Raw genomic sequence first — 21,324 nt, forward strand, 5'->3', positions numbered from 1 at the left:
TCAGCCGATCCGGCCGCGCAGCAGCGCCTCGGCGACCGCCAGGTCGCCCGGGGTGGTGATCTTGAGATTGCTCTCGCTGCCCGGCACGACGTGCACGCCGACCTCGGGCAGGTAGCGCAGCACCACACCGCAGTCGTCGGTAGCCAGCAGCCCGGGATCGGCCATCGCCAGCCGGTAGGCCCGCTGCACGGTGGTGAGGTGGAAGCCCTGCGGGGTCTGCACCCGGCGCAGCCGGGAGCGGTCGGGCACCTGGGTGATCACCTCGCCGTCGTCGTCGGCGCGCACCTCGATGACCGTGTCGGTGGAGGGGACCGCCACCCCGACGGCGCGGTGCCGCCGCAGCGCCGCCACGCACCGGTCGATGGTGGCGGTGTCGACCAGCGGCCGCACGGCGTCGTGCAGCAGCACGTTCACCCGCTCCGGCGGGATGCCGGCCGACTTGGCGACGTCGGCGGCGGCGGTGATCGCCAGCCACGAGGTGCGGGTGCGGTCGGTGCCCCCGGCCAGCACCCGGCGCACCTTGGTGTAGCGGGCCGCGATCCGCTCCGCCTCGGTGAGGTGGTCGCCGACCATCAGCACCACCACGTCGTCGACGGCCTCGGCCTGGTCGAAGGCTGCCACGCTGTGCTCGATGATCGGCCGTCCGGCCAGTTCGAGCAGCTGCTTGGGCCGGTGGTGGCCCATCCGGGCCCCGACACCCCCGGCCAGCACGGCAGCGATCGTGCGGCGGCTCTCGGTCACGCGTCGCCCCTTCACGTCGTCGTCAGCCCGCACGCGCCGCGCGGGCGGGCGCGTCCGCAGGCGTTCGGACGGCGTATCGGCAGCGTAACGGCTCAGGGCGCCGGGCCGCGGCCGAACACGGCACCGTCTCGGACGCGGGAAAACGCGCGCAATGCGAACAAGGCGCCCGGCGGCGGCGTGCACAGGGGCGGTTTCGGATAACGAAAACCCCACTCACTGACGAACCGGGGCTAGCCGCTCGGGGTCCGCCGGTACAGTTAGGGGGCTCACGTAAGGGGCTCACGGACATCGGCGCGCGAGGACCCGGCCACCGGACTCGCGCCGCGTGCACCCGTCCCGCGCCCGGTGCGGCGCGCCGGCACGGCGCGACGGCATCCGATGAACGCGAACCCCACCCGCTCACAGCGCGTCCCATGGAGTGGCCCGGTGCCCCAGATCACGGCGTCATACGCGACATCGCAACCAAAGAAGGCGGCGGGGTCCAGGGCCTCCAGGACCATCGCCATCTGGCAGAGCCGCCAGGTGCTGAACCTGCTGGTCGGACGCGACCTCAAGGTGAAGTACCAGTCGTCGCTGCTCGGCTACGCGTGGTCGCTGCTGGAGCCGCTGGCGCTGGCCGGCATCTACTTCTTCGTCTTCGGGCTGATCTTCAACACCCGGGCGCTGCCCGAGGGGGTCGACGCCCCGGGCGGCTACATCCTCTACCTGATCGCCGGCATCCTGCCGTGGATGTGGTTCAGCACCGTGCTCAGCGACTCCACCCGCTCGCTGATGTCGCAGGCGAAGCTGATCACCACGATGAAGGTGCCGCGCGAGATCTTCCCGCTGGCCACCGTCTGCACCAAGGGCGTGGAGTACCTGCTCACCCTGCCGATCCTCGCCCTGTTCGCGCTCGGCTCCGGCGGGCAGTGGACGTGGAACCTGCTGTACCTCCCGCTCGCCGTCGTGCTCCAGTTCGTCTTCCTGCTGGGGGTGGCACTGCTGCTCTCCTCGATCACCGTGGTGCTGCGCGACGTGCAGCGGATCATGCGGATCGTCAGCCGGGTGCTGTTCTACGCCACCCCGCTGCTGTACCCCGCGCACATGCTGCTGGAATCCGACCGCTTCCCTGAGTGGTTCAAGGTGGTCTACGAGGCGAACCCGATCGTGGGCATCATCGAGCTGCACCACGCCGTGTGGTTCCCGATGCTGGTGCCGCCGGGGCCGTACCTGGCGAGCACGGTCGTCGGGACCCTGCTGATCTTCGCCCTGGGCTGGTGGACCTTCCGCCGCCTCGAACCGGCCGTGTTGAAGGAGCTGTAAGCAGATGGCTGAGCCGATCATCCAGGCACGCGACATCGGCGTGAAGTTCGCCATCAACCGCCGGCGCAAGCTCTCCACCCGGGAGCTGTTCATCCACGGCTTCCGGCGCCAGCCCAAGGGCGAGTTCTGGGCGCTGCGCGACCTCTCCTTCGACATCGCCCCCGGCGACTGCGTGGGCATCATCGGCCGCAACGGCACCGGCAAGTCCACTCTGCTCAAGGTGATCGCGGGCGTGCTGATGCCCGACGAGGGCTCGGTCGCGGTGCACGGCCGGGTCGCGCCGCTGCTGGAGCTGCGGGCCGGCTTCTCCAACGACCTCACCGGCCGGGAGAACATCCGGCTGGTCGGCTCGCTGCACGGCATGAGCCAGCGCATGCTGGACGAGCGCTTCGACGAGATCGTGGAGTTCTCCGAGGTCGGCGATTTCATCGACACCCCCGTCAAGCACTACTCCAGCGGTATGCGGGTGCGGCTGGGCTTCGCGCTCATCTCGCAGCTGGAGCACCCGATCATGCTGGTGGACGAGGTGCTCGCGGTGGGCGACCGCGCCTTCAAGAAGAAGTGCTACGACGCCATCGAGAAGATGCTGGCGGGCGGGCGCACCATGGTGCTGGTGTCGCACAACGACTCCGACCTCAAGCGCTTCTGCAACCGGGGCCTGTACATCAAGGCGGGCCGGATGGAGGTCGACGGCACCCTCAAGGAGGCGCTGGAGACCTACCACGCCGACTCCGACTCCGACACCAAGAAGGCCAAGGCCAAGGCGGCGGGCACCGCCCCGGCCAAGAAGGACGGCGAGGCCAAGGGGGCCGCGGCCGGGAACGGCGCGAAGCCGGCCGGCTCCGCCGCCAAGGAAGATGCCGCCAAGGACGGTGCCGCCGCGGATGACGCCGCCAAGGAGAAGGAGCGGGCCCAGGGCACCGCGGGCTGAGGCCCGCCCCCGGGCGGCGCCGCGCACCGCGCCGCCCGGCGGCGCACCGCGCCGCCCGGCGGCGCGCCGCACGGCGCGGCCTGCGTAATCGCCCCGATCGGCCGCCCGCTGGTGCAGACTGTTGATCCGCATACCTGCGCGCCGTGCGACCGGCCACCCGGGCCGGCCCGCGCCGGCCGGGCTCTTTCGGAGGCGCCCATGACTCTGGCGCTGGTGATCGCGACCACCGCCTCGGGCGGCGCGGCGCCCGGGGCGCCGAGCCCCGCCCCTCCGTCCGAACACGTGGCCGCCCGCGCGGCCGCCGCCGCACCGGTTTCCGCGCGCCCGTCGGCCGCCCCGGCGGCGCTGGCCGCCCGCCGGGCGCCCGCCCCCGCCGCCGAGCCCACCGCCGCGCTGCCGCTGCCGGCCGCACTCGCCATCGGCCGCGGCTGCGTCCCGGTGGCGCGCCCCGACGCGCCGCCGCGCGCCGCCGCCGGACTGACCCTGCTCGGCCGGCTCTGCGGCCAACTCGAAGCGCTCGACGTGCGCGACACCTTCGTCATCGTCCGGCCCGAGCAGGCCAAGCGCTTCCGCGCCTACTGCCACGACCTGGTGGAGTCGGCCGACCTCGCCGACGACCTGCGGGTGGTCGCCCGGCTGGCCCGCACCGCGGCCGAGCCCGTGGTGGTGCTCAACGGCGACCTGGTCGCGCACGCCGACGCGCTGGACCGGCTGGTGCGGCCCGGGGCCGGGCCCGAGCCCCGGTGCGCCGCGCTCACCGACCGCGGCCCGGCGGTGCCCGGCGCGCCGGTGCGCGGCGAGGCGGGCGCGATCACCGAGGCGGGCTCCGGCTACCACCGGGTGGACCGCCCCACCGGCAGCTTCCGCGGCGCGCTGCGCGTCTCCGCCGAAGGGCTGGCGGCGCTGGCCGACGCGGCCGAGGAGCTGGCCGAGCGGCTGCGGCGCACCCCGTTCGGCGCCTCCCGGCCCGGCCCCCAGGACGCGCTCACCCCGCTGCGCCCCGGCCAGGCCAGGGGCGCCCGCGCCGACGACGCCGTCGCGCTGCTGCTGGCCGGCCTGGTCGGCGGCGCGGGCCGCGTCGCCGCCGTCGACGTCCAGGGCCTGCCCACCGCCCGGGTCACCGACGCCGCCGCGGCCCGCGAGATGGTGGAGCGGCTGGACGCCTGCGACGACGCGCGGATCCGGCTGGACCGCGCCGCGCCGCCCGACGGCTCGCCCGTCGCCGCGTACCTGCTGCCGTGGCTCGCCCGCCCGCTGACCCGCGCGGCGGCGCGCCGGCGGCTCAGCCCGCACCAACTGAGCTGGATCTCGCTGTGGACGGCCGGGCTGGCCGCCGCCTGGATCTCGGTCGGCGACCGCACCGGGCTGCTGGTGGGCGCCGCGCTGCTGTGCGCCGTCGCGGTACTCGACTGCACCGACGGGCGGCTGGCCCGCTACACCGGCCGCGACGACGCGCTGATGCGCTGGCTGGAGCCGCTGCTGGACGCGGCCAAGGAGGCGGTCGTACTGGCCGGTGTGGCGCTGGGCGCGGGCGGCCTGGCCGGCCCGGCCGCGGCCACGGCCTGGTCGCTGGCGGCCGCCGTCCTGGTGGTGCGCGGGCTGGCCGAGATGATCGCCTACTCGGCCCATTCGGCCCGGATGGCCGACCCGGGCCGCGCCCGGGCGCCGGCCCCGGCCTCGTGGGCGCTCGCGGGCGGCACGCCGGTGGTGCGGGCCGGGCGGGCGGTGCTCGCGGTGCTGTCCCTGCCGCGCACCGAGCGGCTGCTGCTGATCGCCGCCACGCTCGCCGTCTGGAACCCGTATGTGACCTTGGTCACTGTGCTCTGCTGGAGTCTGCTCGCGACCTCGGCCGGCCTCGCGGTGCGGCTGCGGCGCGCCGGATGACGGCGGGAGGACGACCCTGGTGACGGCCGGACCCGCGCTCGGGATCAGCGACTTCCGCGACGACGGCTACGTCAGCGGCCGGCTCGGCCGGCTCACCGCCGGCCAGCTGCCGCCGCTGCTGCCCTGCCTGGCCGGCGCGCTGGTCACCGGGGTGCTCTCCGTCACCGGCTGGGTGGACCCCTCGGGCATGTCGATCGTCGGCTCGCTGCTGGCCCCGGTCGCGGCGCTGCTGCTGGCCGGGGTGGGCTCGCGCCATCCGCACGACGGGCGGCACGACTGGCTGGTGCCGCCGCTGCTGTGCGGCACGGAGTGCCTGTACCTGCTCGCGCTCGGCCTGGGCGGCGGGGTACCGCCGCCGGTGGTGTTCCTGCTGCTGGCCGCGGTGGTCGCCCGCCACCTCGACGTGGTGCTGCGCGCCCGGCTCGGCCTGCGGCCGGCGCCGTGGGCGGCCGCCGCCGCGCTGGGGTGGGACGGGCGGATGCTGACGGTCGCCGTGCTCGGGTTGGCGGGCTGGCTGCCCTTCGCGTACGGTTCACTGGCCGGTTACCTTTGGTTCATGCTCGTCTGGGAAGCGACCACGAGCTGGCTGGCGACTCCGCGCACGGAGTGAGCCGGCCGGAGCCCGCCCGGCGTCCTGAGGCGGGCGGAGCCCCGCCGGACACCGGCACCACGGCCCGACCGGCGACCCTAGCGCCGCGCCGAGCGTGCCCGCTTCCGCGCGCCGGCCCGATCACGAGGAGTTGAAGCAGGCCATGCTCGGAATGGTGCTTGCGGCGGGAGCCGGCCGACGGCTGCGCCCCTATACCGACACGCTGCCCAAGGCGCTGGTGCCGGTGGACGGGGAGACCACCATCCTGGACATCGCCCTGCGCAACCTGGCCGAGGTCGAGTTGACCGACGTCGTCATCGTCGTCGGCTACCGGGCCGAGGCCGTCCGCGAGCGCAAGGAGGCGCTGGAGCGCCGCTACGGCGTGCGCCTCACCCTCGTGCACAACGACAAGGCCGAGGAGTGGAACAACGCCTACTCCATGTGGCTGGCCCGCGAGTACTTCGCCGAGGGCCTGCTGATGGTCAACGGCGACACCGTGCACCCGGTCGGCGTCGAGCGCACCCTGCTGGGGGCGCGCGGACCGCAGCTGCTGCTGGCCGTCGACGACGTCAAGCCGCTGGCCGACGAGGAGATGAAGGTCGTCCTCGGCGACGACGGCTCGCTGGCGCGCATCACCAAGCTGATGGACCCGGCCACCGCGAACGGCGAGTACATCGGCGCGAGCCTGATCGAGCCCGAGGCCGCCACCGCGCTCGCCGACGCCCTGGAGGCCGTCTGGCGGCGCGACCCGAACCTCTACTACGAAGACGGCTACCAGGAGCTGGTCGACCGGGGCGGCAAGATCGCGGTCGCGCCGATCGGCGCGGTCGACTGGGTCGAGGTCGACAACCACGACGACCTGCGGCGCGCCCGGGAGATCGCATGCCGCTACTAGCCCGCATGGTGACCGCGCCGCTCGCCATCGACGTGCGCAGGGGCGCCATCGCGGACCTCGGCACCGTGCTCGCGGACCGCAGGATCGCCACCGAGGGCCGGATCGCGATCGCGGTCGGCCCCGGCCAGGGCGAGCGGATCGTGGCCGACCTGGACCTGCCCAAGTGCGAGGTGTTCAAGGTCGCCGACGGCCGCGTCGACACCGCCGACGAGCTGGGCCGTGCGCTGCGTTCCGGCTCCTTCGAGGCGGTGGCCGGCATCGGCGGCGGCAAGACCATCGACGTGACGAAGTACGCCGCGTCCATGGCCGGCATCCCGATGGTCGCGGTGGCCACCAACCTCTCCCACGACGGCATCGCCTCCCCGGTCAGCTCACTGGAGCACGAGAGCGGGAAGGGCTCCTACGGCGTCACCATGCCGATCGCCGTCGTCGTCGACACCGACTACGTGCGATCGGCCCCGCAGCGGCTGGTCCGCTCCGGCGTGGGCGACGCCGTGAGCAACCTGTCGGCCATCGCCGACTGGGAGCTGGCCGGGCGCGAGAACGGCGAGCCCGTCGACGGCATGGCCGTCACCCTCGCCCGGGTGGCCGCCGAGGCGGTGCTGCACCGCCCCGACGGCGTCGGCTCCGAGCCCTTCCTGACCGCGCTGGCCGAGGCGCTGGTGCTGTCGGGCATGGCCATGTCCGTCGCCGGCTCCAGCCGCCCGTGCAGCGGCTCCTGCCACGAGCTGCTGCACGCCGTCGACCAGCTGTTCCCGGGCACCAGCAACCACGGCGAGCTGGCCGGCATCGGCGCCCTGTTCAGCTTCCACCTGCGCGCGGAGTACCTCGGCGAGGCCGGGCGGCTCGAGGAGATCCGCGCCTGCCTGATCCGGCACGAGCTGCCGCTGCTCCCGGGCGACGTCGGCCTGGACGACGAGAGCTTCGCCGCGGCCGTGCGCTTCGCCCCCGAGACCCGCCCGGGCCGGTACACGGTCCTCGAACACTTGAACCTGTCCGAATCCGACATCGAGCGCAGCGTGGCGAGCTATGTCAAGAATCTCGGTCGCTGAGGTCCGCGCCAAGGGGCAGCCGCCCGGGCTGACCAGCAGGACCAACGAGGAGCACTGGGCCGGGCGGCTGTACATGCGGGCGATCTCGCCCTACGTCAGCGCCGTTTTCATCCGCCTCGGCGTGCCGCCCAACCCGATCACCTTCCTGATGATGGGATGCGGGGTACTGGCCGGCGCGGTCGCCGCCTTCGGCGGCCTGTGGGCCGCCGTCGCCGCCGTGCTGGCCGTGCAGCTCTACCTGCTGCTGGACTGCTCCGACGGCGAGGTCGCCCGCTTCACCGGCCGCACCAGCGCGACCGGCGTGTTCCTGGACCGCATCGGCCACTACTTCGCCGAGATCGCGCTGCTGATCGGACTCGGCGTGCGGGCGCAGGGCGCCTGGGAGCCGGGCGGCTGGGTGGTCGCCGGCATGGCGGCGGCGCTCGGCGCGGCGCTGATCAAAGTGGAGACCGACAACGTCGTGGTGGCGCGGGCCAAGGCCGGACTCCCCGGCGAACCGCCCGACACCGCGCTGCGGCCGCGCTCCGGCGCGCTGAGCCGGCTCCGGTCGATCGCGTCGGCGGTCGGCCTGCACCGGATCATCGGCGCCGTGGAGCTGTCGCTGCTGCTGCTGGCCGCCGCGGTGGTCGACGCGGTCCGCGGCGACCTGCTCGCCACGCAGGCGCTGACCGCGCTGGTGCTCGCGGTGGCCGTACTCCAGACGGTGCTGCACCTGGTCGCGATCCTGGCCTCGCGCCGACTCGGCTGACGGCCGCGCTGCTAGGCGGAACCGCCCCCCAGAGTTAACCTGAACGGGAAATTGCCCGAACAGCAGGCGGCTATCATGTGGCCGTCGCGTTAAGAGTCGAGGTGATCGAGGTTCTCACCGGTGTACGTACGATGAACGTCTCGTGCGTCGTGCTGACCATGGGGGACCGGCCGGCGGAACTGGCCAGGGCCGTGCGCAGCGTCCTCGACCAGGAGGGCACCGACGTCGAGGTCGTGGTGGTGGGGAACGGCGCCGAGGTGCCCGAGCAGCCGGACGACGTGATCACCGTGCGGCTGCCGGAGAACGTCGGGATCCCCGCGGGACGCAACCAGGGCGTCAAGGCCGCCACCGGCGACGTGATCCTCTTCCTCGACGACGACGGCTGGTACCGCTCCCGCGAACTCGCCGCCTACGTCCGCGACCGTTTCGCCGCCGACCCCGGCCTCGGCGCCGTCTCCTTCCGCGTCGCCGACCCGCACGGCGGCCCCGACCAGCGCCGCCACGTGCCCAGACTCCGCGCCGGCGACCCCGAGCGCTCCAGCGAGGTCACCACCTTCCTCGGCGGCGCCTGCGCCATCAGGCGCGCCGCCTTCGAACAGGCCGGCGGCCTCCCCGAGGAGTTCTTCTACGCCCACGAGGAGAGCGACCTCGCCTGGCGCCTCCTGGACGCCGGCTTCCGCATCGAGTACGACGCCGCCGCCGTCATGTACCACCCGGCCCTGCCCCCCACCCGCCACGCCGACTTCTACCGCCTCAACGCCCGCAACCGCGTCTGGCTCGCCCGCCGCAACCTCCCCTGGCTCCTGGCCGTCCCGTACCTGGCCGTATGGACCCTCATCACCCTCGCCCGCGAACGCTCCGCCCCGTCCCTGCGCGCCTGGTTCGCCGGCTTCCGCGAAGGCTGGCGCACCTCCCCGGGGCCCCGCCGCCCGATCTCCTGGCGCACGGCCTGGCGGATGACGCGGTTGGGGCGTCCGCCGATCGTGTGACTACGAAGCGCGACTGATCCGTCACGGAAGTGTCGCATTTGCCTGCGAGCGGCCCGTGGCGGACCATAGGGTTGCGGCGGCAGGGAGGAGCGCTCATGACTGCGGTTATGCCCGAGCGAGAAGTGCACATCGAGGGTGTCATCAGCTCGATGCGGGACCTCGCCGCGCGGCTCAGCGAGATCCAGGGCCTCCGAGTGGAGATCATCGGAGGAAACATCCTCGTGTCGCCGACACCGTCGTTCAAGCACGGGAAAATCGTGCTCCAGCTCATTCGGCAGCTTGACCCGCAGCTCCCCGCTGATCGCATGCCCCAGCCGAGCTATTCGGTCGAATCCGTCGAAGACGACGAGGACTACTGCTCGCCGGACCTGATGATCGTGCCTGAGGAGCTGGGAGACGAAGAAGGCTGGTTGGCCCCCGCCGATATCGTCGACATGGCGGTGGAAGTCGTCTCCAAGGGCAACGTTCCGGCGGACACGACGCTTAAGCCTCGCGCTTACGCCCGCTGGGGAATTCCCATTTATCTGATGATCGACCCTCGTAACGGCGATATCGTGCTCTACTCCGATCCAGTGGACGGTCGCTACCGCGGACGGCACGATTACACTTTCGGTGACACGGTGACCCTGCCCGCACCGCTGGCCGGCATCTCGATCGAGTCGAAGGAGTTCCCCAGGTACGGGGGATGAGCAGGCCAGATAGGGGAGACGTGGCAGACACGTTCACGGACGCCCTGCTGACCTCCGAAGAAACCGCGCGGCACCTGCGGATCCCGCCGTCCACGCGGTACGGCCGGCTGAGTGGTTCCTGGACCGCTGCGTCGGCAAGGGCGTCGCACAGTGCGAGCTGTCCCACTACCGTGCGGAAGTGCGGGTCTGGTGGGTGGGCGGGGTGGTTTCGGCGGCCCACTGCTCCAGTTGCTTGACGAAGTGGCGGGCCTGGACGGGCCAGTGGTAGTTGGCGCGGGCGGTGCGGTAGCCGGTGTCGGCGAGGCGGAGGCGGAGGGCGGGGTCGTCGCGGAGGCGGAGGACGGCCTCGGTGGCGGCGGCGGGGTCCTCGAAGGGGACGACGATGCCGGACGGGGTGCGGGAGTCGTCGTCGGGGGCGACGATGCGGACGGCCGGGGGGTTGGGGGTGGTGATCACCGGGAGGCGGTGCGCCATGTACTCCAGGACCTTGGTGGGCAGGGAGTGGCGGTAGTTGGGGGCGTCGTGCAGGAGGCTGAGGCCGGCCAGGGAGCCTTCCAGCATGCGCAGGGCCTGGTCGTTGCCGACGAAGCCGTGCCAGCGGACCGAGCCGGCGCGGTGGGCGTCCTGGAGGGGGCCCTGGACGTCGGGGTCGGCGGAGCCGACGATGTCGACGGAGACGCCCTCGGGGGCCAGGCGGCGGCCCAGCTCGACCAGGTCCAGGGCACCGCGCACGCGGGAGAGGGCGCCCAGGTAGCTGACGCGGTCGGCGGCCGGGGCGGGCGGCGGGGTGTCGGGCACGTAGGTGGTGTTGGGCACCACCGGGTGGTGGCCGCCGAAGCGCTCGCGGTAGCCGTCCTCGGCGAGCAGCAGGTGCATGCGCTGCTCGGCCAGGCGCTCGGCGAGCCGCACCGGCACGGCCAGGGGTCTGCGCAGCCACGGCGGTACCCACGGCTTGGTGAGGATCGCGGCGGCGGTGTCCTCGTGGACGTCCCAGACCACCGGGGGGCGGTTGCGCCGCGGCGGCAGGGCGAGCAGCAGCTCGGGGTCGTGGAAGAGCAGCAGGTCGGCGTCGCGCACCGCGCGGGCGAGCAGCACCCGGGCCGCCCGCAGGGCCGTCAGCCGCCGCCGGCCGTGCGCCCGCGGCACGTCGATGGCGCGCAGCTCCGGCCACGGGGTGACCTGGCGGGCGCGGAACGGCGCCAGGTAGGTGATCTGGTGGCCCGCGTCGAGGAGCGCGCGGATCTGCCGGTGCAGGATCCGGGCGTCCTCAGGATGGTGGACCACCGTGGCGACGACGACATGCATACCTGCTACCGACCCTCCCAGCCGCGGCCCGCCGGGTTCGGCGGCACCGCCAGGTGCGTTCGGCGTCGGCGGGACGTGCTACAGGACTTCGATCCCGGGACGCAGCTTCAGTTGGCCGCGCGGCTCGCCGGAGGTGGCCGGCGCGGCGCCGGCCGCGGCACGCGGCAGCACGCCGCGGGTGTCGAGCAGTAGAGCCACGCGCTCGTTCGTCAACACTTCCGGTGTATAGACGCGGTGGTCGGTCACCAGGATGGCAAGATCAGCCGTGGAAAGCGCCTCGTCCAGGTCGGTGATGCGCTCGACCGGCTCGTCGTCGACCATCCAGTCGGACACCATCGGGTCGTGGTAGGCCAGCCGGGCGCCCTTGCGCAGCAGCTTGCGGGCCAGCGGCCGGGCCGGCGACTCGCGCTGGTCGGCGATGTCGGCCTTGTAGGTGACGCCGAGCAGCACCACCCGGCTGCCGTTGAGCGAGCGGCCCGCGCCGTTGAGGAGGTCTTGGGCCCGCTGCGCCACGTAGGAGGGCATCCGGGCGTTCACCTCCTGGGCCAGCTCCACGAAGCGGAACGGGTAGCCCAGGGTGCGCACCTTGTAGGAGAGGTAGTTGGGGTCGATCGGGATGCAGTGGCCGCCCACCCCGGGGCCGGGGTAGAACGCCTGGAAGCCGAAGGGCTTGGTGGCGGCCAGCGCGATGGAGTCCCACAGGTCGATGCCGAGCTCCTGGCAGAACACCGCCATCTCGTTGACGAGCGCGATGTTGACGTGCCGGTAGGTGTTCTCCAGCAGCTTGGCCATCTCGGCCTCGTGGGTGCCCCTGGCCCGCACCACGGTGTGCACGAAGCGGCCGTAGAAGGCGGCCGCCGCCTCGGTGCAGTCGGGCGTCATGCCGCCGACGACCTTCGGGGTGTTGGCCACACCGTAGGTGGGGTTGCCCGGGTCGATGCGCTCGGGCGAGAAGGCGAGGTTGAAGTCGAGGCCCGCGGTGAGCCCGGACTTCTCCAGCAGCGGCCGCAGCACCTCCTCGGTGGTGCCCGGGTAGGTGGTCGACTCCAGCACCACCAGGGTGCCGCGCACCAGGTGGGACGCGACCATCGTGCCGGCCGCGGTGACCGCGGTGAGGTCGGGCCCGCCCTCGGTGGACAGCGGGGTGGGCACGCAGATCACGATCGCGGCGGCCCGGCCCAGCACGGCGGGGTCGGTGGTGGCGGTGAAGCCCGCGGCGAGCATGGCGGCGACGTCGTCGTCGGAGACGTCGTCGACATGCGAGACGCCGGACGACAGGCCGTTCACCACCCGCTCGCTGAGGTCCAGGCCGACCGTGCGCAGGCCCGCCCGGCTCGCCTCGCGGACCAGCGGAAGCCCGACGTACCCCAGGCCGATGACCACCAGGTCGACCTCGGCGGAGTCAGTGCGAGAACTCACCCGGCCACCTCACTTTCACCCTTGAATGCCCCCGTGGGCTGCACACTCGCCGCCGAGCGGCGCGGAGCGCCCCATAGCTCACCTTGCCACGGGCCTAAGTGAGTTATACGCGTCGAGGTAGGTCGTGGCCGCTTTCCGCCACGTGCGATCAGCGTCAACTTTACGCTGCGCAGCGCGTCCGTAAGCCTGACGCAGTTCCGGACTATAGATGAGCCGTTCGAGCGTGTCGGCCCAGCCTTCGGCGTCTTCGGGCGGAATTAACTCTCCGGTCACCCCGTGTTCGACCAGTTCGGCAAGGGCGGCGACGTCGCTGGCCACGACGGGCAGCCCGCCGGCCATCGCCTCCACCGGCTTGAGCGGGGTGACCAGCCGGCACACCCGCGCGCCGGTGCGCGGCACCGCGAAGAGGTCGAGCACGGCGTGGTAGCGCCGCACCTCCCCGGCCGGCACCCGGCCGGGGAACACGGCGTGCTCGCCGAGGCCGAGGTCCTGGGCCCGCCGCCGCAGCGCGCCCAGCTCCGGGCCGTCGCCGACGATCAGCACCCGGGCCGGGGCGCCGCGCTTGCGCAGCAGCGCCAGCGCGTCGATCAGGGTGTCCAGGCCCTCGTGCGGATAGCAGGTGGTGGTGGTGCCGATCACCACGTCGTCGGGGGCGAAGCCCAGCTCGGTGCGGAGCGCGGAGCCGTCGGGCAGCGGGGTGCGGAACTGGTCCTCGACCGCGTTGGGCACCACCAGCACCTTGGCGGGGTCGACGCCGCGGCCCGCGATCTCGGCGCGCATCGCCTCCCCGAGCGTGACGACCAGGTCGGCCGCGCGCATCGCCGCCGTCTCGCGGGCGCGCTCGCCGACGTAGAAGGGGTCGGAGGTGGTGCGGGCGGGGTCGCGCGACAGCCAGGACTCCTCCAGGAAGCCCCGCACCTCGTACACCACCGGCAGGCCGTAGCGGCGGCCCAGCGCCAGCGCCAGCGCGGCGTTGCCGTGGTTGCTGGCGGCGTGCAGCACCGAGGGGCGGACCCGCTCCACCAGCCGCCCGGCCAGCCGCAGCCCCTCGCGCAGCGCCTCGGCGTCGTCGCGCGGCGCCCGCCACGGCAGCAGGTGGTGGTAGTCGACGCCGTCCAGCACCAGGTGGGGGCGGGTGTCGGCGATGCCCTTGGTCAGCGGGAAGCCCAGCCGGGTGGCGACGTGCGGTTGCAGCCCCGCCTCGGCCTGCGCCCGCACGATGCGGTGGGTGCGCTGGGTGTAGCCGGCATTGACGTGCGGGAGGGAGTTGGTGACCAGGTGCAGCACCCGGGTGGCCTCCGGCTCGAAGGCGCCGCCGCCCGGCCGCCCGGCCCGCTCGGGCACGGCGGCCAGCCACGGCTCCACCCCGGCGGGCCCGGCCGCGGCCTCCGCCGCCGTGCCCTCGTCCCGCGCGCCGCCCTGGGCGGCCAGGCGCAGCCGCAGCCGCTCGCGGGCGCGCCCGGCCGGCAGCCGGCGCACCAGCGGGGCGGCGGCGTCGGGCCGCTCGACGGCGAGGGTGAACGCGGCCAGCCTGGCCAGCCGCCTGGGACGGGCGCCGCGGGCGGCGGAGTCGACCAGCGACAAGGCCTCCTGGCGCGCGCCTTCGTCCCAGCGGGCGTAAGCTGCGGCCAGCGCCCCTGAGCGGTTGAGCAGCCCGCGGGCCCGCCGCCTCGGGCCGCCGGGCAGCAGCCGCAGCGCGAGCAGCGGCAGCCGCGCGGGCTCGGCCCGGGCGTGCCGCCACGCCAGGGTCGCGGTGAACACGCCTGCCTTGGCTATCCGGTGAAGCCCCACAGTCCCGAATACAATCACGTCCTGAGGAGTCCCGATGCCGGCCTCGTGGCCCCATGCGGAAATCGTGCACGTCGTTGGCGCCCGCCCTAACTTCGTCAAGGCGGCGCCCGTCGTGGCGGCGCTGGCCCGGCGCGGACACGCCCAGCGGGTGGTCCACACCGGCCAGCACTACGACGACCGGATGTCGGCGGTCTTCTTCCGCGAGCTCGGGCTGCCCCGCCCCGACGTCGACCTCGGCGTGGGCTCGGGCAGCCATGGCGAGCAGACGGCCGCCTTGTTGATCGGCCTTGAACGGGAGTTCGCCGCCCGTTCACCTGCCTTTGTCATCGTCTACGGCGACGTGAACTCCACACTCGCCGCCGCGCTGGTGGCCGCCAAGCTGCACATCCCCGTCGCGCACGTCGAGGCGGGGCTGCGCTCGTTCGACTGGACGATGCCGGAGGAGGTCAACCGCCGGCTGACCGACCAGCTGTCGCGGCTCCTCTTCGCCACCAGCCCCGAGGCCGTGGGCCACCTCGCCAACGAGGGCGTCGACGTCGACCGGGTGCACTTCGTCGGCAACCCGATGATCGACACCCTGCTGGCCAACCTCGACCGCTTCGACCCGGCCGCGGTGCGCGCCGCCCACGAGCTGCCCGAGCGCTACGTCGCCGCCACCCTGCACCGCCCCGCCAACGTCGACGACCCCGAGGTCGCCGCCCGGCTGGTCGCGCGGCTGCACGAGGTGGCCGACACCGTCGACATCGTGATGCCGGTCCACCCGCGCGGCCGGGCCGCCTTCCTCGCCGCCGGGCTCGACCGCCACCCCCGGGTGCGGCTGCTCGACCCGCTCGGCTACATCGAGTTCGTGGCGCTGGTGCGCGGCGCCGCCGCCGTGGTCACCGACTCCGGCGGGGTGCAGGAGGAGACCACCATGCTGGGCGTGCCCTGCCTGACCCTGCGCCCCAACACCGAGCGGCCGATCACCATCACTCACGGCACCAACCAGCTCATCACCGAGGCGGAACTGCCCGCCTCGGTGGCCAAGGTGCTCGCCGACGGCCGCCGCAGGGCCGCCGACCCGGGCGCCTCCGACACACCGCCGCTGTGGGACGGGCGCGCGGGAGAGCGCATCGCCGCTATCGTCAGCGCCGAACTGGTCGGTCCCGACGGGGCGGCGGCCGCCCCCTCGGGCGCCGCCGGTTCCTAGCGGGGGCCGCGCCGGCTTCCTGAGGGGGTCCGTACCAGGTGGAGGAAGCGACACCGATGTCCGAGCAGTCCGACACGTCGGCGATCGAGCGCCGTCAGCGGGAGCGCATGGAGCGCGCGCTGGCCGACCGCGACGCCCGGATACACGAACTCCAGGTGCGGCTGGCCGCCCTGGAGGGGTCGGCGTCGCTGGCGGTCGGCCGGGTGCTGACCGAGGCGGCCCGGCGGCCGCGCCGGCTGCCGCGGCTGCCCGGCGACCTCTTCCGGCTGTGGCGCGGCAAGGGCCGCGGCGCGGCCTCCCCGCCGCCGCCCCCCGACCGGCCCGGCTTCGTCGGCTACGACGAGGACCGCCTGCTCGTCGGCTACCCCGGCCCGCCGCCGGAGCGGCTGGTCGTGGCCGGCGTGCTCGGCCCGGGCCTGCGCGACATGCTCGACCCCTACGTGCACCTGGTGCCGCTGCTGCCGCACGACGCCGGAGTGGTCTTCGACGCCGTCGAGGTCGACCTGGTGCTCGTCACCGCCTCGGCCGCCTCGGTCGGCTCCCCGTGGAACCACCTCGGCGACCCCGCCGCCCTCGACCGCACCCGCGCGCTGGGCCGGGTGCTGGCCTCGGCGCGCGGCCGCGGCGTGCCGACGGTGCTGTGGCAGGACGCCGGCGCCCCGCCCGGGCTGGCCACCCTCGACTTCGACCACGTCGAGCACGACGACTGCGGTGTGGCGCTGCACGTGTTCAACCCCGTCGCGCTGGACGCCGGCCGCGAGCGCGCCCCGCTGTACGCGGGGCCCGGCTCGGCGCTGTCGGCCGCGCCGCTGGCCGAACTCCGCGAGCGCGGCGACCTCACCGCCCTCGACCCGCCGTGGCCCGGGCTGGCCGCGCTGCTGCGCCGGCACACCCTGGCCCTCGGCCTGGACCCGGTGCGCACCGTCCAGCACCTCGCCAGCGGCTCCCGGGTGGTGGCGCTGGGCGCCAGGCCCCGGGGCATCGGCACCGACGGCGTGCCCGGCGAGGTGCTGCGCTCCGTCGACGACCCCGCCAAGGTCGCGCCCGAACTGGCCGCCGCCCGGGCCGAGCCGCCGGTGGGCGCCGACGAACTGCGCGCCACCCTGCGCGCGCTCTTCCTGCGCGCCGCCACCCCCGTGCGGCTGTCCGGGCTGCTGGCGCGGGCCGGGCTCACCGAGGCCGCCGAGCAGGTGCTGTCCGGGCGACGGGTGGCCGTGCTGGCCAGGCCCGCCGACGAAACCGAGGCCGAGCGGCTGGCCGACGACCTCGTCGCCCAGCTGCACCAGCCCGCCGAACTGGTGGTGCCCGCCGCCGCCGACTTCGCCGCCTTCGACCGGCTGCGCTCGCGCGGCGTGACGGTGCGGCAGGCCGCCGAGGCGCCCGCCGACGGCGACGCCGAACCCGCCCCCTGGGCGGCGCTGGCCGAGGCCGCCGCCGCGGAGTGGGTGGCGCCCTGGCACGGCGGCCAGGCCGCCCGCTGGGCGCCCGGGCACCTCGCCGACATGGTCTGCGCCGGGGAGTGCTCGGCGGCCGATGCCATCGGGCCCGCCCTGCTACCGTTGGACGCCTCCGGCTGGGACGCGGCCGTCGACTACGCTTTCACCGGCGCCGTCGAACCGGCCCTGATCCGGCGCACGCTGGCGCGAAAGCCGACCCCGCCCTCGGAGTGGGGCCGGCACGGAGCCCGGCTGCTGGCCCTCGCCCTGGAGCGACCCAACTGAACCGATTCCGGGCAGGGGCGACCCGGGGGGAGTGCGGTCCCCCACTCACGATCCTTCCGTGCCGCGCCCGCCACGGGTACCGGCCACCGGCGGGTTGTGGACGGCCCGCCCGGCGCCGGGGCGGCTGTGGACGACCGATTGACGAAGACCGGACGAGCCTGACGGGAACCGGCCGGCCGAAGGGCGCGGCCGGGCCCGCCCGCCGCCCGGGGCCGCCCCGGAGGGTCGGAGCGGCCGCCACCCCGAGCTGGTGCTGAAAGGACGGATGTGACCGCAGAAGGCCCCCGGCGCCCCGGCCCGCGCGCCGTCGTCTACGGCGACGTCGACCTGAACATCATCGACGGCTCGGCGATCTGGGCGCAGTCCATGACGCAGGCGCTCGCCGAGGCCGGCTGCGAGGTCACGCTGGTGCTCAAGGCGCCGGTGCGCACCCCCAGGCTGGTCGACCCGCTCACCCGCGTCCCCGGCGTCACGGTGGTCCGCCCGCACGAGGAGGGCCTGCTGCCCGACCTCGGCGAGCGGCTCACCCCCGAGCAGGCCGTCGCCCTGCTGGCCCGGATGGACGCCGAGCGCCCCTTCGACCTGGTCGTGGTGCGCGGCAGCCGGCTGGCCGAGCGCGCCGCCGCCGAGGAGTCGCTGCGCGGCCGGCTGTGGACCTACCTCACCGACGTGCCGCAGACCCTGTCCGGACTCACCCCCGACGCGGTGGCCGGGCTCACCGCCATCGCGCACGCCTCCCGCTACCTGCTCTGCCAGACCGAGGAGCTGCGCTGCTTCCTGGAGCAGGCCGTGCCCGCCGCCTGCGGCAAGTGCGTGCTGTTCCCTCCGGTCGTGGTGCTGCCCGAGGGCGTGGCCGGGCCCGGGCAGGCCGACGACCCGCTCACCCTCGTCTACACCGGCAAGTTCGCGCCCGCCTGGAACACCCTGGAGATGACCGAGCTGCCCGGGCTGCTCGGCGACCGGGGCGTGCGCGCCGAACTGCACATGATCGGCGACAAGATCCACGGCTCCGACCGCGACTGGGCCAAGAAGATGCGCGTCGCGCTGGAGAGCACCCCCGGGGTGGTCTGGCACGGCGGCCACTCCCGCGAGGACGCCCTGCGCATGTCGGCGCAGCGCGCCGTCGGGCTGTCCTGGCGGGCCCCCGAACTCGACGCCAGCCTCGAACTGTCCACCAAGGTGCTGGAGCTGGGCGCGCTCGGCCTGCCGGTGGTGCTCAACCGCACCCCCATGCACGAGCGGCTGCTCGGCGCCGACTACCCGCTGTACGCCGGGGCCGACGCCACCTCGGTGGCCGACGTGCTGGCCCGCGCCCGCGACCCCCAGGTGTACCGGCGGGCCGCCGACGCCTGCGCGCGGGCCGCCGCCGACTTCACCCTCGGCCGCGCCGCCGAGCGGCTGCGCGGCTACCTCGACCGCGCGCTGCCCGCGCTGTCCGGCCGCAACGCCGCCCTGCCGAGCGAGCCGCTGAAGGTCGTGGTGGCCGGGCACGAGCTGAAGTTCTTCACCCGGCTGCTCGAACACCTGCGCTCCCTGCCCGGGGTCGAGGTGCGGCTGGACCAGTGGACCGGCTTCAACGACCACGACGAGCCCGCCAGCCGCGCCCTCGCCGACTGGGCCGACGTGGTCATCTGCGAGTGGTGCGGGCCCAACGCCGTCTACTACGCCCGGCACAAGCGCCCCGGCCAGCGGCTGCTGGTGCGGTTGCACCGCTTCGAGCTGTACTCGGAGTGGCCCAAGCGGCTGGCCGTCGAGAAGGTCGACGCCGTCATCTGCGTCAGCCCGCACTACGCCGAGCTGACCCGCAGGCGCACCGGCTGGCCGGCCGAGAAGGTGCTGGTCGTGCCGAACTGGGTCGACACCGAGCAGCTCGACCGGCCCAAGCTGCCCGACGCCGAGTACGCCCTGGGCATCATCGGCATCGCGCCCTCCCGCAAGCGGCTGGACCGGGCGCTGGACGTGCTGGAGCGGCTGCGCCGCACCGACCCCCGCTTCATGCTGCACGTCAAGAGCAAGCTGCCGTGGGAGTACTGGTGGATCTGGAAGCGCAGCGAGGAGCGCGCCTACTTCGAGCGGGTCTTCCGCCGGATCCAGCGCAGCCCTGAGCTGTCGGGCGCGGTGGTCTTCGACCCCTTCGGCCCCGACGTCGCCGTGTGGCTGCGCCGGATCGGCTTCGTGCTGTCGACCAGCGACGACGAGAGCTTCCACCTGGCGCCCGCCGAGGGCATGGCCTCGGGCGCGGTCCCGGTGGTGCTGGCCTGGCCGGGCGCCGACACCATCTATGACGACCACTGGGTGCACGCCGACACCGACCAGGCCGCCGCCGCCATCGCCGACACCGTGCGCGGCGGCCGCTTCGACGCCGAGCGCGAGCTGGGCCGCGAGCAGGTGCGGGCCGCCTACGCGCTGGAGGGCGTCTGCGACCGCTGGACCGAGCTGGTGCGCGGCACCGCCCCGGCGGCCGCCGCCCGCGCCTGAGCGGGCCCCGGACACGCACGGCGCGGCCCCGCCGCCCCCGCGGGGGCGGCGGGGCCGCGGTGCGCTCACATGTTCGGCGCGAAGATGTCCTCGGTCTCGCCCTCGCAGGGGTTGCCGCTGGCGTCGCGGCCCTCGATGTCCTCGGGGATGGTGGCCTGGTCGCCGCCACCGCCACCGTCTCCGCCCCCTCCGCCGGTGAGCCCGGTCCAGTCCTGCCCGATCACCAGCTCGACATTGCCCGGGCCGAGCGCGCTGGACGGCTCCTCGGCCGCCGCGCCGTCGACCTCGCCCGCCACGGTGGCGGCGGCCGACTCCTCGCCCGCCGCGTGCCGCACCGAGGTGGTGGCGACGCTGCCCTCGGGCGGGTTGCCGATCGTGCCGATGCCGTAGCCGCGTGCGGCCAGCTCGTCGGCGACCTGCTGGGCCAGCCCGGTCTGGCCGGAGCCGTTAAGGACCGAGACCACCAGGCCGGAGGGGTCGACCGTCTCGGTCGCCTCGGGCTCCGCGGAGGAACCGCCGCCGCCCCCGCCGGAGTCCTCCTCGCCCTCCTCCAGCGCCGCCTCGTCCACCTCGGTGTCGTTGGCGATCGCGGCGAACAGCGCGTTGGCCTCGTCGGTGCGCCACACCACCCGGTTGGCGTCCATGGGGTCGGCGCCCCAGGGCACCGTGTAGAACTGGATGCTGCTCGCGTTCAGGCCGCCCAGCGAGCCGGCGATCTCCGCCATCGCGCCGAGGGTCAGCTCGTTGTCGAAGGAGATGGAGTTGGAGATCGCGGTCAGCAGGTCCAGCATCCGGGCCGGGTTGGTCAGGGTCTCGCTGCTGGTCACCTGTCTGGCCAGCGCGCCGAGGAACACCTGCTGCCGGCTGATCCGGTCGGTGTCGCTGCCGTCGCCCACCGCGTAGCGGGCGCGCACGAAGCCCAGCGCCTGCTCGCCGTTGAGGGTCTGCGGGCCGGCCTCCAGGTTCACATGGGCCCGCTCGTCGCGGATCGGGGTGGGGATGCACATCTCCACGCCGCCGATGGCGTCCACCATCTCGGTGAAGCCGGTGAAGTCGATGTGCACGAAGTGGTTGATGTAGATGTTCGTCAGCGACTCCACCGCGCGCACCACGCACGGCGGCCCGCCGTTGAACAGGGCGGTGTTGATCTGGGCGTACTGCGCCGGGGCGCCCGCGGTGCCCTCGTAGGGGTCGCAGGCCGGCAGCTGCACCATGGAGTCGCGCGGAAAGTTGATGAGGGTGATGCCCTGCCAGTCAGGGGAGATGTGCGCCAGCATCAGCGCGTCGGAGCGCTCGCCGACGGTGTCGGTGGCGCCGTACTGGGCGTTCTCGCCGCTGCGGCCGTCGGAGCCGATCAGCAGGATGTTCAGAGCCTCGCCGTACTGCTCCGGGCGGTCGTCACCGAGGGCGGCGTCCAGGTCGTGCTGGTCGACATTGCTGCGCAGTGAGAAGTAGAAGCCGTACGCCGACAGGCTGGCCGCGATCAGGACGCAGGTCATCACGACCGAGACCCAGCCAAAGATCCGCAGCCGGCGCTGGCGGCGTGCCTCGTGCACCTCCGCCGCGCGGTTGCGTGTTCGTCGTTTATCGGTCACAGCGTT

17 protein-coding genes are annotated in these 21,324 nt (G+C 74.1%); 12 read left to right on the forward strand and 5 right to left on the reverse strand.

Annotated elements, in window-relative coordinates:
- Entirely contained in the window at positions 1-741 is a 741-nt protein-coding gene (locus CLV72_RS00180; RefSeq protein WP_106237164.1) for an IspD/TarI family cytidylyltransferase, read from the reverse strand.
- 426 nt (positions 742-1,167) lie between these two features.
- On the opposite strand from CLV72_RS00180, the gene CLV72_RS00185 reads away from it, so the two are divergent.
- The 9 genes from CLV72_RS00185 (at position 1,168) to CLV72_RS00225 (ending at position 9,820) form a co-directional block, all read left to right on the forward strand.
- Positions 1,168-2,043: an ABC transporter permease gene (locus CLV72_RS00185; RefSeq protein ID WP_245929777.1), complete on the forward strand. Its 876-nt coding sequence runs from the start codon at positions 1,168-1,170 to the stop codon at positions 2,041-2,043.
- 4 nt (positions 2,044-2,047) lie between these two features.
- On the forward strand, positions 2,048-2,974 hold the full coding sequence (locus CLV72_RS00190) for an ABC transporter ATP-binding protein (RefSeq protein ID WP_106237171.1): 927 nt from the start codon (positions 2,048-2,050) through the stop codon (positions 2,972-2,974).
- A 198-nt stretch (positions 2,975-3,172) separates the two neighbouring features.
- A complete protein-coding gene (locus CLV72_RS00195; protein WP_106237175.1) occupies positions 3,173-4,858 on the forward strand; it encodes a CDP-alcohol phosphatidyltransferase family protein in 1,686 nt (561 codons plus the stop codon).
- A gap of 19 nt (positions 4,859-4,877) precedes the next feature.
- A complete protein-coding gene (locus CLV72_RS00200; RefSeq protein ID WP_106237179.1) occupies positions 4,878-5,468 on the forward strand; it encodes a DUF5941 domain-containing protein in 591 nt (196 codons plus the stop codon).
- Between the two features lie 142 nt (positions 5,469-5,610).
- Positions 5,611-6,342 (forward strand): phosphocholine cytidylyltransferase family protein, encoded by a 732-nt coding sequence (locus CLV72_RS00205; protein WP_106237182.1) that lies wholly within the window; start codon positions 5,611-5,613, stop codon positions 6,340-6,342.
- Between the two features lie 5 nt (positions 6,343-6,347).
- Positions 6,348-7,394 carry an iron-containing alcohol dehydrogenase family protein gene (locus CLV72_RS00210; protein WP_106237185.1) on the forward strand — a complete coding sequence of 349 codons (1,047 nt, stop codon included), beginning with the start codon at positions 6,348-6,350 and terminating at the stop codon, positions 7,392-7,394.
- Entirely contained in the window at positions 7,372-8,142 is a 771-nt protein-coding gene (locus CLV72_RS00215; protein WP_106237189.1) for a CDP-alcohol phosphatidyltransferase family protein, read from the forward strand. The genes CLV72_RS00210 and CLV72_RS00215 overlap by 23 nt, the downstream gene beginning before the upstream one ends.
- 131 nt (positions 8,143-8,273) lie before the next feature.
- A complete protein-coding gene (locus CLV72_RS00220; protein WP_106237192.1) occupies positions 8,274-9,131 on the forward strand; it encodes a glycosyltransferase family 2 protein in 858 nt (285 codons plus the stop codon).
- Between the two features lie 95 nt (positions 9,132-9,226).
- On the forward strand, positions 9,227-9,820 hold the full coding sequence (locus CLV72_RS00225) for a Uma2 family endonuclease (RefSeq protein ID WP_106237195.1): 594 nt from the start codon (positions 9,227-9,229) through the stop codon (positions 9,818-9,820).
- Positions 9,821-9,985: 165 nt separating this feature from the next.
- Here the strand turns inward: CLV72_RS00225 and CLV72_RS00230 are convergent, their stop codons facing one another.
- The 3 genes from CLV72_RS00230 to CLV72_RS00240 all read right to left on the reverse strand — a co-directional run bounded on the left by CLV72_RS00230 (position 9,986) and on the right by CLV72_RS00240 (position 14,305).
- Entirely contained in the window at positions 9,986-11,125 is a 1,140-nt protein-coding gene (locus CLV72_RS00230; RefSeq protein ID WP_106237198.1) for a glycosyltransferase family 4 protein, read from the reverse strand.
- Positions 11,126-11,203: 78 nt separating this feature from the next.
- Entirely contained in the window at positions 11,204-12,544 is a 1,341-nt protein-coding gene (locus CLV72_RS00235; RefSeq protein ID WP_106237202.1) for a nucleotide sugar dehydrogenase, read from the reverse strand.
- Positions 12,545-12,622: 78 nt separating this feature from the next.
- Positions 12,623-14,305: a glycosyltransferase family 4 protein gene (locus tag CLV72_RS00240; RefSeq protein WP_245929778.1), complete on the reverse strand. Its 1,683-nt coding sequence runs from the start codon at positions 14,303-14,305 to the stop codon at positions 12,623-12,625.
- Positions 14,306-14,369: 64 nt separating this feature from the next.
- Here CLV72_RS00240 and wecB point away from each other — a divergent pair, with 64 nt between their 5' ends.
- The 3 genes from wecB (at position 14,370) to CLV72_RS00255 (ending at position 19,723) form a co-directional block, all read left to right on the forward strand.
- On the forward strand, positions 14,370-15,524 hold the full coding sequence (gene wecB / locus CLV72_RS00245; RefSeq protein ID WP_106237209.1) for a non-hydrolyzing UDP-N-acetylglucosamine 2-epimerase: 1,155 nt from the start codon (positions 14,370-14,372) through the stop codon (positions 15,522-15,524).
- Between the two features lie 56 nt (positions 15,525-15,580).
- Positions 15,581-17,245 (forward strand): hypothetical protein, encoded by a 1,665-nt coding sequence (locus tag CLV72_RS00250; protein ID WP_106237212.1) that lies wholly within the window; start codon positions 15,581-15,583, stop codon positions 17,243-17,245.
- 366 nt (positions 17,246-17,611) lie between these two features.
- The gene (locus CLV72_RS00255; protein WP_106240895.1) at positions 17,612-19,723 is read left to right on the forward strand and encodes a glycosyltransferase; all 2,112 of its coding nucleotides are present in this window, start codon (positions 17,612-17,614) and stop codon (positions 19,721-19,723) included.
- A gap of 65 nt (positions 19,724-19,788) precedes the next feature.
- On the opposite strand, the gene CLV72_RS00260 is transcribed toward CLV72_RS00255, so the two are convergent.
- Positions 19,789-21,318, reverse strand: coding sequence for an LCP family protein (locus CLV72_RS00260; protein WP_146159294.1), 1,530 nt, complete (start codon positions 21,316-21,318; stop codon positions 19,789-19,791).
- Positions 21,319-21,324 lie beyond the last annotated feature (6 nt).

This window comes from Allonocardiopsis opalescens (genome assembly GCF_003002095.1).
Classification (GTDB): domain Bacteria; phylum Actinomycetota; class Actinomycetes; order Streptosporangiales; family Streptosporangiaceae; genus Allonocardiopsis; species Allonocardiopsis opalescens.